This is a genomic window from Paracnuella aquatica (genome assembly GCF_003332885.2).
Lineage (GTDB): Bacteria > Bacteroidota > Bacteroidia > Chitinophagales > Chitinophagaceae > Flavisolibacter > Flavisolibacter aquaticus.
Genome location: NZ_QOWJ01000003.1, coordinates 61,202 through 73,761, shown reverse-complemented (window position 1 = coordinate 73,761; position 12,560 = coordinate 61,202). Strand labels below are relative to the sequence as shown.

Below are 12,560 nucleotides of genomic sequence, written 5' to 3'. Positions count from 1 at the left end.
AAATACAATGGAACAAAAACGCCCAGACGAAAATGTTTGGGCGTTTTCTCTAAAAGGCAAGCGCTTTTACTTTTAGTTTACCATCGGTAAGTTCAAGGCCGGGCAGCGGCACTTTAATGGTATTGAGCACAAAAAAAGCGGTGCGCAAAAACTTACTGTTAGTTGGAATTTTAGTGAGATCGATATCGGGTGCCAGGTACCATTGGCGTCGTCGCGGCAAATTGCGGCGGTCAAATACAATAGCACCAGTACGATCCTTGCGGATGTTTTCTTTTTGTCCGTACAGGTGCTCACCGCCCATGCCCACCGCCAGGTTCAGCCACCGGGGCAACCCTTGAGCACCAAGGCTGTGCAGGTTGGCACTCAGCCAAAAAGTTTGTTGGTTATAATCTTTAATAGCCCGCTCAGCCCCGGAACCAAACAGGATTGATATCTGCTCGTCGACCTGTTTGTCGGTATAACTACGGGGCACACCCGAAAATTTCAACTGCAATTTCTGCTCGCCCCAGCCCCATTGCTGCGCTGCCCAAAATGCAGTACCGCCAATGTTAGCACCCACATCTGCCCAGCCCCAGCCCCAGCGCGGGTTGTGGGCATCGATCAATTCTTTTGCAGTCATGAATAATAGACTGCCGCCTGCAGCCACCCAGATACTTTTCTTTTCATTCACTCCTGCCCAGTTGAGCGTGCCGTGCAGCAAGCGTGCCGTGGTGTACGACAACTGGCCATGCAGCATTTTATCCATACCGAGGTAGTCGAGCCCGCCACGATCCACATGAAATTTAGAGGTGTACTTATATTCACTGGATTGTACAAACAGCAACAACGCGCCACCCATTACCAGTGTTGTACCCCCAGCCGCAATCCATTTTCGGGTAGCCGGTGCCGTTGTATCCGGTTGAATCATGGAAGCATCCGCACCATGAACCGTTACAATGTTGCAAAGCAGCAACGCGAACACAAAGGAAATCGATCTAAATAAGCTGACAGGTTTTGGTAACATCATATGTAGCGTGTTGCAACCGTTGAACAATTGGGAGGAAATACAGTTGCCGGTGCCGTAAACCTAACCGTACAAACCCACAAATGAAAGCAAGCCATCACCTATATTTTTATACATATATACAGCACTGAAAAACAAGCACATCCGCCAACCGTTTATAAAAATTATGACTGCACCGCAGCGGCAAGTTTCGTAACTTAAAGGTGGCTAACCGACCGTTCAATCTTACACCTTAAAACCTACAGATATGAACGAGCATTCTATTTCCCGCTTTGCCGTATATCTCCTTTCGGCAGTGATGTTGGTGTTTGGCATTTATCACCTGATGTATCCCAAAATGTGGCTGGTGTATGTTCCCGATTTTATCCCCGGCGGCATTCTTTGGGTGTATTTTACCGGCATTGCCTTTATTGGCGTAGCGCTGGCTTTTGTTACCAACCGCATGGTAAAACTGGCCGGGTACCTGCTGGCAGCAATGCTGCTGGTGTTTGTACTCACCATTCACCTGCCCAACTACCTCAATGCCGGCGACCCCGAAATGCGCCAACAGGCATTTGCCAGTTTACTGAAAGACACGGCCATCATGGGCTTTGCCCTTTTTGTGGCAGCCAATGCACGGCACCAGCGCATCAACGAAGCAGAGGAAGAAGCAGAAACAGCCCGGATCAGGGTGCTGGAAACCAACGCGCCGGCAACGGTATAAATTGGTCCTGAACCGGAAAAAGTTAGCAAAGGCAAAAGGCTTGCAGGGCCCCTGTACGCCCAACAAAAAAAGCACGGTCATGTACTTTTTTTGTTGGGCTGATCAATGTCAACAGGAATCAATTTGTTTTATAAAAACTGCGTCAGGTAAACCTCCACCAGCCGTTGCACTTTCTGATCAAGGGCAATTTTGGGTTTCAGCAGCAGCATGTGTTCGGGCTGCTCCAGCGTCAGTTCAATTACCTCTTTGCGTTCGCCAAAATGAAACAAAATATTCATCCACAATTTTTGGCTGGGCGAGTTGTGGTTAACACGGGTAAAATAATAATTACAGGCAACCTGTTTTCCCCCATATGTAAAATGAAACAGGCGGCCGGCCTGCGTAAAAAATTTTTCGGGGTTCATGTGTAGGGGCTTGTTTTACTTAAAGATAAACGGACTTGGGCTTTTGCCAATAGGCAGTTGAGGTTGCGGCCCTTATTTTATGCGGGCAGGGTATTGGGGCAAATTTGTTTACTTCGCGCAGATTGATACCAAACCCTCACCCATGGCACCACGAATGAAAGTAACGAGGCTGTTCCAGGCATTTTTTAAAAGCGAACGCAGTGCGGGTTACGTATTGATCGGCACCACCATTTTAAGCCTGCTGCTGGCCAACGTGTTGATCGGGCCTGCGTTTCCGGAGTTCTTTCACCACAAGGCGGGCTTTGCAAATGAGTTCATTTCGCTCAACCTGTCGCTGGAGCATTGGGTAAACGATGGCCTGATGACGATCTTTTTCCTGCTCGTTGGCCTTGAAATAGAACGGGAAATTTACATCGGCGAACTCTCCTCCCTCCGCAATGCTTCCTTGCCGCTGTTTGCGGCATTGGGCGGCATGGTCATTCCATTCGGCATTCACTTTTTATTCAATGCGGGCCTGCCTACACAGGGCGGTGGCGGCATTCCAATGGCTACCGATATTGCTTTTGCGCTGGGCATTTTATCGCTGGGAAAACGAGTTCCCTATGGACTAAAAGTATTTCTCACCGCCTTTGCCATCATCGACGACCTAGGTGCCATTTTGGTGATTGCATTTTTTTATACCAAAAGCCTGCAGATGCTATACCTGCTTGGTGCAATGGCTGTTTGGGGATTGCTGTTTGTGTGCAACCGCCTGAAGATTTACCGCGTTTGGGTGTACCTGTTGCTGGGCGTGGTCATGTGGTACTGCATGCTGCGGTCGGGGGTGCACGCTACGCTGGCTGGCGTGTTGCTGGCGTTTGCCATGCCTTTTGGTAACGGCGATGAACAGTCGCTTTCCTACCGGGTGCAGCACTGGCTGCACTACCCGGTTGCGTTTGTTATTCTGCCGCTTTTCGCCCTCGTCAATACGGGCATCATTATCCCAACCACCTGGTTTTCCGACCTGCAAAACAACAACAGCCTGGGCATCATGCTGGGGCTGGTGGCAGGCAAGCCGCTGGGCATTATGGCGTTTTGCGGTGGGGCGGTGGCCCTGGGCTGGAGTTCTTTACCCACGGGTGTAAACTGGCGTTACCTGCTGTCGGCGGGCATTTTGGGCGGCATTGGCTTTACGATGTCCATTTTTATCACGCTACTGGCCTTCGATGATCCTAACGTGGTGGCACAATCGAAAATATCGATCCTGCTGGCTTCGGTAGTGGCTTCGGTGCTGGGTTTGCTGGTGCTGCAAATGGCAGGTAAAAAGGACCTTGCTTTGCAAGGCAAGCCCTAATGTTTTCTATTCCATTCTTTCAAGATAGTTTTTGCGTATGCCGCTGCTGATCTGGCTCTTGTCATTTTTGTTGGTAAAATCCGAACCGCTGCGCCGGTTTGAGTTGCGGGGCAAAGCGCAGGGCACTACCTATTCCGTAATTTATTACGCCACCGACAGCATCGTAACCAAGGGCCAATGTGATAGCGTGTTTCGTTCCCTCGACAGTGCGCTTTCCATTTACCAACCCTATTCAGAAATCAACCGGTTGAATGCGGCAAAAAGAAAATTTGCTGCGGGACCCCATTTGCGCAATGTGTTGCAAAAAGCCGCAGTGGTGAGCCGCCAAACCGGCGGTGCATTTGATGTAACAGTGCTGCCGCTGGTACAGGCCTGGGGCTTTGGCGCCAGGCCGCACAACAACCCGCCGGACAGCGCAACGGTGCGGCAATTAAAGTCTTGCACGGGCTGGCAGCTGTTGCGCATCAGGGGCAGGCATGTGTATAAAAAAAAGCCCTGCGTGCAGGCTGATGTTAATGGCATTGCACAAGGTTATAGCGTAGATGTGCTGGCCGGTTTTTTAGCAGCGAAAGGTTTGGAAAATTACCTCGTGGAAATTGGCGGCGAACTAAGGGTACAGGGCCGGCGCCAGCCTTCCGGCGAGCCATTTACCATCGGCATTGAAAGCCCCGAAGCAGCCGAAAACATGGGCGCTCCGCTGCAACAGCAACTGGCGCTCCGTTCGGGTGCACTCACCACATCAGGCAGTTACCGGCGGTATTATTTAAGCGGCAATAAAGCCATTGCACACCTGCTCGATCCGGCAACCGGTTTTCCGCTGACCAACAACCTGGTGGCCGTAACCGTGTGGGCACCGGACGCCATCACGGCCGATGCTATGGACAATGCGCTGATGACGATGGGCCTGGAAAGGGGCCTGCAGTTTGCCGAACAACAAAAAGACCTGGAGGCTTATTTTATTTACAAAAAACGGGACGGTACCCCGGCCGATACCGCTACTTCCGGTTTTGATGCATTGCTGCAGCAAAAGAAAATACAATAATCAAGTTTTACCCCTGCCCAGCTGAAACTGAACCGTTACAATCCTTATTTGCCGCAAGATTAACAGCCAAAAATTGAATTGGGTACAGATTTGGGTATAGAAAGGGTAACACTGTTTAACCATGGAAACTTTCTCTACCGTACTTTTTGTTGACCAGTTCCCCATTGGCTACCGGGTACAGCGCAGCGCCAACCGTATGGAGCTCAATCCGGCCGAGAACCCGTCCCGTAGCTTTATTGCACCACACCTGGTAGCGGAAAACCGCGGCGGACACTGGGATGTTTCGGGCACCGAAAACCCCGAGATCATTCAGCAGGTGCTGGACGAATTGAATCATAACCTTGTCACCGGAATGCCGATATTGCTCAGCGCTGCACCATAATCTTCATTTCCATAGCGCCTTTTTTTTATTAAACCCTTTGTACAGCAAGCGGTTGCGTGTAGAACTTTCTCTACAGCACCCATTGGTTTTCTTTAATTTGCTCCCGCTAAAGCCCGCTTGTATCAACGATGTTTTTAAGGTCTGGTATTTGCGCAGGTAGCGGTGCCAAGCGCACCTTTTTCCCATGCAAACCGAAGCAAACACCCGGCCTGTAGCCGTTCGTATACTCCGCATTTTTCTAAAGTCCATCCTGTTCCTGCTGCTTTTTGTGGTGGTTATTTTTCTATTAATACTAACGCCGCCGGTGCAAAGCTTTTTGACCGGCAGGGCGGAAAGTTTTCTGGAAAAAAAGCTGCAGACAAGGGTAGATATTGGCGCTGTGCGCTTTGGGCTTTCGGGTAAAATAAGCCTGCAGGATGTGTACATAGAAGATCTTTCGAAAGACACACTTGTGTCGGGCGGCTCCATTAAAACCCGGCTGGCGCTGGGCAAACTGCTCAATAATGAACTTGAAATTAATTACTTGGAGCTGGAAAATATTACCGCCAAAATAAAGCGGGTACTGCCGGACACCACGTTCAATTTCCAGTTTATTGTAGATGCATTTACACCCAAAACGACGACGGTAGACACCACAACCACCGCGCCGATGAAGATGGCGCTGGACCGGCTTACGCTGGACAACGTGGTGTTTCAAATGGCGGATGATGTAACGGGCAGCAACCTGCGGGTACGCATTGGCGGCGCCGAAGCCCGTATGGACAGCATCAATCCCGCGGCTTTTTACTACGATATTCCTTCGGTGCAGCTGCGCAACGTAACGGCCAATATCCGGCAGTATAAGCCGCTGGCTACGCCGGAGCCGCTTTCCAAAGACATTGCCGATGCCGTTACGCCGCAGCCCATGCAGTTGAAGATCGGGCAGGTCGACCTGTCGCAGATTGCGGTGAATTTTGCCAACGACGTTTCGGCTTTTTATACCGACCTGAACCTGGGCCGGCTGCAAACTACCGGGCGGCAGCTTAATCTCTCCAACAATACCGTGCACCTCGAAAACCTGCTGCTCGAAAACACAACCGCAGTGATCCGCATGGGTAAGTCGGCTGGTGCCAAGGTGGTGGAAAAAGAAGTAGTGCAGGAAGTGGAGGCGCAGCAGGTATTGGGATACGATTTCCGGGTGGGTCAGTTGCGCCTGAACAACAACAACATCAAATTTGACAACGACAACGAGCCCCGTGCCCCACGCGGTATGGACTATGCCCACCTCGATGCCAAGGCGCTGACCCTGCATGCAGACGGGTTGGTAATCACGCCAGATTCAATGGCGGCCCGCATCAGCAGGGGTTCGGTGCAAGAAAAGAGCGGCTTCAATCTGCAGGAGCTGCAAGGCAACCTGTTGTATGCCTACAACGGTGCCCACCTGCAGGATTTGTATATAAAAACGCCGGGCACCGAACTACGCCGCGACCTGACGCTGAAGTATTCTTCGTTTGAAGCGCTGATGAACAATTTTCCGCAAACGCAGATGGATGTCAACATCGACGACAGCCGCATTAAAGTGGCCGACATCCTTACGTTTGCGCCCATGCTGGCAGCACAACCCGCTTTCCGCAACGCGAACGATACCTGGTATGTGGACCTGCAGGCCCGCGGATCAATGAACGATTTGTTGGTAAATAACCTGCAATTCAGCGGCATGGGCAATACCAGCATCAGCGCCTCGGGGCGGCTAACCAACCTGACTAACCCGGATAAAATGGGTGCCGATTTTACGGTAAACCGCCTGCGCACCACCAAAAGCGACCTGCAAACCCTGAGCGGCGGTGCCATCCCGGAAGATGCCATCAACCTGCCACAAAATATTGACCTCGACGGCACCATCCGCGGCAGCGGTGGCAATCTTGCCGCCAATGTAAACCTGCGTACTTCGGCCGGCTCGGCAGCCATTCGCGGCACATTTGCCAATATTACCAACCCGGCCGCCGCCCGCTACGATGCTACCGTGCAGGCCCGCGGGCTCCAACTGGGTTCTATTTTGCGCAACCCGCAACTGGGTTCGCTTACGGGCACAGTGCGGGCCAATGGCGTAGGCTTTACGCCGGAAAGCATGCGCACCAACTTTTCAGGGGTGATCAGCAACGCGGGTTTCAATGGGTACAACTACCGCAATATAGATTTCAAGGGAAACCTTGCGGGAACAGAGTTTTCGGCCACGCTGGACAGCCGAGATGCCAATGCCGCATTTGACCTGACGGCGTCCGGCGATTTTGGCGGGGCCGCTCCTGCCATCAAATTGTCGGGCATGATCGACAGCCTGAAAACGATGCCGCTTGGTTTCACTACCGAACCGCTCATTTTCCGTGGCCGCATTGCCGGCGATATGCCGTCGCTGGATCCCAACGCCCTGCAGGCTGATGTGCAAATTACCGAAGCGCTTTTTGTGACCGGCGCCAACCGCCTCAACCTGGATACGCTGCAACTGCAGGCCGGCGGCACCGACAGCGGCCAGTACATCAGGGTGCAAAGCGATATCATCAACGCCGCTATAGAAGGGCAGTACCGGCTTACGGAGCTGGCGGCAGTTTTTCAGCAAAACCTGGCGCCTTATATCAACCTGATGCCTGCCGGTGCACCGGCGCAGGTGCAACCTTATGATTTTACGTTCCGGGCCGATGTGCAGCCCTCTCCCATCATTGGCGCCTTTGTACCGGGCATGGAAGTTACCAGTCCCATCAACATCGACGGGCGGCTGGCAACAGGCTCGGGCATGCAGGCAAATGTGGTGTCGGATGGGTTGGTGTTTGCAGGTAGTACGCTTACCGGTATCAACATACAAGCTTATACCGAGCCACAGGGCCTGCAGATCAGGGGCGAACTGGCCGGTGTGCAAAGCGGCGGCATTGTGCTGCACCGCACCAGCATCACTGCAACGGCACTGAACAACAACATCAATTTTGGCCTGAACCTGCGCGACAATACCGACCGCAGCAAATACATGCTGGCCGGGCTGTTTCAGATGGAGCAAAGCGGCATCAATCGCCTTTCCCTTTCGCCGGACAGCCTGATGCTGAACTATAATAGCTGGAGCATTGCACCCAACAACCAGATTGTGCTGGCGCCTACTTATATGCGTGCCGACAACTTCGTGCTGTCACAGGGTGCACAGCGGCTGGAGTTGCAAAGTGGCGCCGGCAATGGCGTGCAGCCGCTTACAGTTACGTTCGATGAATTTCAGCTGGCAACACTAACCGGCTTTATACAGGAAGATTCGCTTTTTGCCGACGGCAGAATTGATGGCGTGGTGACTTTTCCCGCATTGCCCAAACAAATACTGTTCACCTCCGACCTCACCATTGCCGACCTGGCCATGCAAAACGATACCATCGGTAACCTGCGGCTGCAGGTGCTGAGCCAAACACCACAACGCTACGATGCCGATGTGGTGCTGAGCGGCCGCGGCAACGATGCCCACATTACCGGATCGATGACGCAACTGGCAAATGACATTGGCCTTGACCTGAATGTGGCCCTGCAGCAATTGCAACTGTCCACATTTGAAGGCGCCATGGAAGCATTTGTTACCCGTGCGGCCGGCACCATCAGCGGCAATATGCGTATTGCAGGTACAGCTTCCAAACCAGATATTGACGGCGAATTGCGCTTCAACCAGGTGTCGCTCAACACCGTTGCCATCGGCGGTCCGTTTAATATTAATGATGAAGAATTGCGCCTGAATAACGACGGGCTGGTGTTCGACGGGTTTTCCATTTTGGATACAGCAGGCCAGGCCCTGAATATTGACGGCACGGTAAAATCTTCCAACTTTATCAACTACGCATTTGACCTAGATGTGAACGCCGATAATTTCAAAGCGCTGAGTACGGTAAAACAACCGAATGCTCTGTATTACGGCGACCTGGTGATTTCGACCCGCATGCATGTGGGCGGCACCGAAACCTCACCGGAAGTGGATGGACAGGTAACGGTGGAGGAAGCAACCAATTTTTCGATTGTGATTCCACAGGCTGAAGCCGGCGTGGTGTCGCGGGATGGTGTGGTTGAATTTGTAGATTTTGATGCGCCGCTCAACGACTCGCTGTTCCGTGCTTATGATTCACTAAACACATCATCGCTGGTGGGTTTTGATGTGGCGGCAAACATCACCATTACCAAGGAAGCCAACTTTAACCTGGTGGTGGATGTAGCTAATGGCGACTTCCTGAACATTCGCGGCGAAGGCCAGCTTTCGGGTGGCATCGACCCCAGCGGCAAGATCACCCTCACCGGTACCTACACCGTGGAAGAAGGTGCTTACCGCTTTTCGTTCAACTTTTTGCAACGGCGTTTTGACCTGCAAAAAGGCAGCACCATTACCTGGATGGGCGAACCCACCAATGCGCAGCTCGATATGACGGCAGTGTACATTGCCAATACTGCCCCGCTTGACCTGGTGGAAGCCCAGGTGGAACAGGACCAGCGCAATTTTTACCTGCAAAAACTGCCGTTTAACGTGCTGCTGAACCTGGATGGTGAAATGCTGAAACCCGTGCTCACCTTCGATATTACCCTGCCTAAAGACCAGAACTATAATGTGGGCGGCGACGTGGTGCAAACCGTGGATTATCGGCTGGCGCAATTGCGGCAGGAGCCATCGGAATTGAACAAGCAGGTGTTTGCCATTTTGCTCCTCAACCGATTTGTGGGCGAAAATCCATTTGGCGGTGGCGAAGGCGGTGGCTTTAATGCAGAAACATTTGCCCGCCAGAGTGTAAGCAAACTGTTGACAGAACAGCTCAACAACCTGGCCGGCGACCTGATTGCCGGCGTGGACCTGAACTTCGGCGTAACCTCAAGCGACGACTATGCGACGGGAGACCGCCGTACCCGCACCGACCTGAACGTGGGCTTGAGCAAACGCCTGCTCAACGACCGGCTGACGGTAAACGTGGGCTCTGACTTTATGCTGGAAGGCGCACAACAAACCAACCAGCGGTCGTCGAACATTGCCGGCAACGTAGCCATTAATTATCAACTGAGCCGCGATGGCCGCTATGCGCTGCGGTTTTACCGCCGCAACGAATACGAGGCCGAACTGTTGGGCCATGTTATTGAAACCGGCCTCGGCTTTATTATGACGGTAGATTACAACCGGGTTCGGCAAATATTTGAAAGCACGAAAAAGAAAGAAGAACGACGGAAACAGTGGCAGCTGCAACGCGAAATAGAAGCACTTAACGCAAGAGAGCAAGAACCCCAAACCGAACAAAAGAACCAATGAACCGACAGCAGTCATTAAAGTTGTTTTGCCCGCTGGTAGCCCTGGTGCTGCTGGCGGCCTGCAATGTTACCAAAAGCGTTCCTGCCGGCGACCGCCTGTACACCGGCGCCACCGTAGACCTGAAGGCCGACAGTGCCAGCGCCAAACTGCGCAAGGTGCTCCGTTCCGACCTGCAAGGCCTGACGCGGCCCAAACCGAATGCGCGGTTTTTAGGCATTCCATTTAAACTATTGATTTATAATGCGCTGAGCAATAAAAGAGACAGCTCTTTTTGGGGCCGCATCCGCGAACGCCAGGGTGAGCCGCCGGTGCTGATGAGCGATGTGAACATGCAGGTAAACATGGACAACCTGCGCACCCACCTCGAGAACAAAGGCTTTTTCCGTGCTTCGGTCAGTGCCGACTCTACGCTGTCGGCAAAAAAGGGCAGCGTAAAATACACCGCACTGGCAGGGCGTCAATACCTGCTCGATTCGGTAATATACCCGCAAGACAGCAGTGCACTGGCCGCTTCCATCCGCGAAAGTACTACGGCTGCGCTCCTTAAATCCGGCGCTCCATTTGACCTGGATGTAATTAAAGGCGAACGGATCAGGATTGATGCGTACCTGAAAGAGCGGGGATATTATTTCTTTAGCCCCGAGTTTTTGCTGGCCCAGGTTGACACTACCGACGGCGATGCATCGATTGACCTGCGCATGGTGCTGAAGCCGCAAACACCCAGCGAAGCCGACGAGCCCTATCGCATCAACAGGGTGTACATTTACAGCGGTTATAACCTCAATTCCAGCCGACTGGACACGGCTAAAAACACCGGCACACTATATAAAGGCTTTACTGTAATTGATCCGCGCAACCGGTATAAGCCGAAAATGTTCGACCTGGCCATGCAGTTCCGCCCCGGTGAGCTCTACAACCGCACCGACCACAACATGAGCCTGCAGCGGCTCATTAACCTGAACGAGTTTCGTTTTGTAAAAAACCGGTTTGAGCCCCTGCCCGACAGCAACAAGCTGGATGCCTATTACTACCTGACGCCGCTACCCAAAAAATCGATCCGGGCCGAAACCAATGCCATCACCAAAAGCAGCAACCAGAATGGTTTGGAACTGACGGTAAGCTGGCGCAACCGCAACACATTTGGAGCCGGTGAGCACCTGCGCATATCGGCTTATGTAGGTAGCGAAACGCAGTTTGGCGGCAACTTCCGTGGTTACAACACGTTCCGCACCGGTGCTGAGGCCACCCTCAGTATTCCTCGGTTTGTGATCCCGTTTTTTGATGTGCGTACCCGTGGCAGCTTTGTGCCGCATTCCAATTTTGTGCTCGGCTATGATATCCTGACCCGCAACAAACTGTACACACTCAATTCGTTCCGCGGCGGTTTTGGCTACACCTGGCAGCAAACCCCGAAGGTTCGGCATGAGTTTAACCCCGTGAGCATTACCTATGTGCAGCCGATCAATGTAACAGCCGAGTACCGGGCCAATATTGTAAAATACCCCTACCTCTCCAACATCATCGACTCGCAGTTTGTGCTGGGGATGAACTACAATTTTAATTACAACGACATGGTGGCTGGTGTCACCAAGCCCAATTCGTTTTATTTCAATGGCCTGATCGATCTTTCGGGTAACCTGGCCGGTGCATTTACCGGCGGCAAAGGCAGCCCCGAAAATCCCAAGCGCCTGTTCAATGCAGTGTTTGATCAGTACGCCAAGTTTGAAACCGACCTGCGCTACTACCGCAGCTTTGGACCGGCGCTTACCTGGGCCAACCGCATCATCGTGGGTATGGGCTTTCCGTACGGAAACTCCAACCGGCTGCCTTATGTAAAACAATTCTTTGCTGGCGGCAACAACAGCATCCGGGCCTTCCGCAGCCGCACCCTGGGCCCCGGCACCTACCGCCCGGATGAGCCCACCACTTTTACCGACCAGACCGGCGATATTAGGCTGGAATTCAATACGGAGTTCCGGCCACGCATCAGCGGCCCGCTGTATGGCGCCATTTTCCTGGATGCCGGTAACATCTGGCTCCGCAATGAAGACCCGAATCGTCCCGGCGCCAAGTTTTCGAAAAACTGGGTAAAAGAACTGGCAGTAGGTACCGGCGTGGGCTTGCGGCTGGATATCCAGTTGTTTGTGATCCGTGTGGACCTGGGCATACCGGTGCGCAAACCGTGGGAACAAAACCCACGCTGGTTCTCGGATCTGCGTTTCGGGCAAAAACAATGGCGCAAAGAAAACCTGGTGTTCAACCTGGCGATTGGCTATCCGTTCTAAGGAAATGTCGAACAGACGAACAAGGAATTTCGAACAGAAGAAGTCTGGCGAGAATATCGAACAAGGATGAAGGAAATATAAATGATGAGTTATGTATTTGTGTTAACCCCAATAACTAATAATTCATAAT

At 52.5% G+C, this 12,560-nt stretch carries 8 protein-coding genes; 6 read left to right on the top strand and 2 right to left on the bottom strand.

Features of this window, described 5'->3' with window-relative positions; all coding sequences use genetic code 11:
* Positions 1-49: 49 nt before the first annotated feature.
* Positions 50-1,006: a DUF2279 domain-containing protein gene (locus DRJ53_RS06615; RefSeq protein WP_114234831.1), complete on the bottom strand. Its 957-nt coding sequence runs from the start codon at positions 1,004-1,006 to the stop codon at positions 50-52.
* 244 nt (positions 1,007-1,250) lie between these two features.
* Between DRJ53_RS06615 and DRJ53_RS06610 the strand changes: the two genes are divergently transcribed.
* Positions 1,251-1,706 (top strand): DoxX family protein, encoded by a 456-nt coding sequence (locus tag DRJ53_RS06610; protein WP_123893406.1) that lies wholly within the window; start codon positions 1,251-1,253, stop codon positions 1,704-1,706.
* Positions 1,707-1,834: 128 nt separating this feature from the next.
* On the opposite strand, the gene DRJ53_RS06605 is transcribed toward DRJ53_RS06610, so the two are convergent.
* Positions 1,835-2,110, bottom strand: a complete 276-nt coding sequence (locus DRJ53_RS06605; RefSeq protein WP_114234829.1) for a hypothetical protein — start codon at positions 2,108-2,110, stop codon at positions 1,835-1,837.
* 142 nt (positions 2,111-2,252) lie between these two features.
* On the opposite strand from DRJ53_RS06605, the gene nhaA reads away from it, so the two are divergent.
* The 5 genes from nhaA (at position 2,253) to tamL (ending at position 12,430) form a co-directional block, all read left to right on the top strand.
* Positions 2,253-3,443, top strand: a complete 1,191-nt coding sequence (nhaA, locus tag DRJ53_RS06600) for a Na+/H+ antiporter NhaA (RefSeq protein WP_241558480.1) — start codon at positions 2,253-2,255, stop codon at positions 3,441-3,443.
* A 37-nt stretch (positions 3,444-3,480) separates the two neighbouring features.
* Positions 3,481-4,485 carry an FAD:protein FMN transferase gene (locus tag DRJ53_RS06595; RefSeq protein WP_114234828.1) on the top strand — a complete coding sequence of 335 codons (1,005 nt, stop codon included), beginning with the start codon at positions 3,481-3,483 and terminating at the stop codon, positions 4,483-4,485.
* A gap of 121 nt (positions 4,486-4,606) precedes the next feature.
* A complete protein-coding gene (locus DRJ53_RS06590) occupies positions 4,607-4,867 on the top strand; it encodes a hypothetical protein (protein WP_114234827.1) in 261 nt (86 codons plus the stop codon).
* A 184-nt stretch (positions 4,868-5,051) separates the two neighbouring features.
* The gene (locus DRJ53_RS06585; RefSeq protein WP_114234826.1) at positions 5,052-10,145 is read left to right on the top strand and encodes a translocation/assembly module TamB domain-containing protein; all 5,094 of its coding nucleotides are present in this window, start codon (positions 5,052-5,054) and stop codon (positions 10,143-10,145) included.
* On the top strand, positions 10,142-12,430 hold the full coding sequence (gene tamL / locus DRJ53_RS06580) for a translocation and assembly module lipoprotein TamL (protein ID WP_114234825.1): 2,289 nt from the start codon (positions 10,142-10,144) through the stop codon (positions 12,428-12,430). The genes DRJ53_RS06585 and tamL overlap by 4 nt, the downstream gene beginning before the upstream one ends.
* The last annotated feature ends 130 nt before the right edge of the window (positions 12,431-12,560 follow it).

What these genes read in the sequence shown, in the direction of transcription:
- tamL (WP_114234825.1), top strand. Translation starts at nt 10,142, where the DNA reads ATGAACCGACAGCAGTCATTAAAGTTGTTTTGCCCGCTGGTAGCCCTG.
- DRJ53_RS06585 (WP_114234826.1), top strand. Translation starts at nt 5,052, where the DNA reads ATGCAAACCGAAGCAAACACCCGGCCTGTAGCCGTTCGTATACTCCGC.
- DRJ53_RS06615 (WP_114234831.1), bottom strand. Translation starts at nt 1,006, where the DNA reads ATGATGTTACCAAAACCTGTCAGCTTATTTAGATCGATTTCCTTTGTG.
- DRJ53_RS06610 (WP_123893406.1), top strand. Translation starts at nt 1,251, where the DNA reads ATGAACGAGCATTCTATTTCCCGCTTTGCCGTATATCTCCTTTCGGCA.
- nhaA (WP_241558480.1), top strand. Translation starts at nt 2,253, where the DNA reads ATGGCACCACGAATGAAAGTAACGAGGCTGTTCCAGGCATTTTTTAAA.
- DRJ53_RS06595 (WP_114234828.1), top strand. Translation starts at nt 3,481, where the DNA reads ATGCCGCTGCTGATCTGGCTCTTGTCATTTTTGTTGGTAAAATCCGAA.
- DRJ53_RS06605 (WP_114234829.1), bottom strand. Translation starts at nt 2,110, where the DNA reads ATGAACCCCGAAAAATTTTTTACGCAGGCCGGCCGCCTGTTTCATTTT.
- DRJ53_RS06590 (WP_114234827.1), top strand. Translation starts at nt 4,607, where the DNA reads ATGGAAACTTTCTCTACCGTACTTTTTGTTGACCAGTTCCCCATTGGC.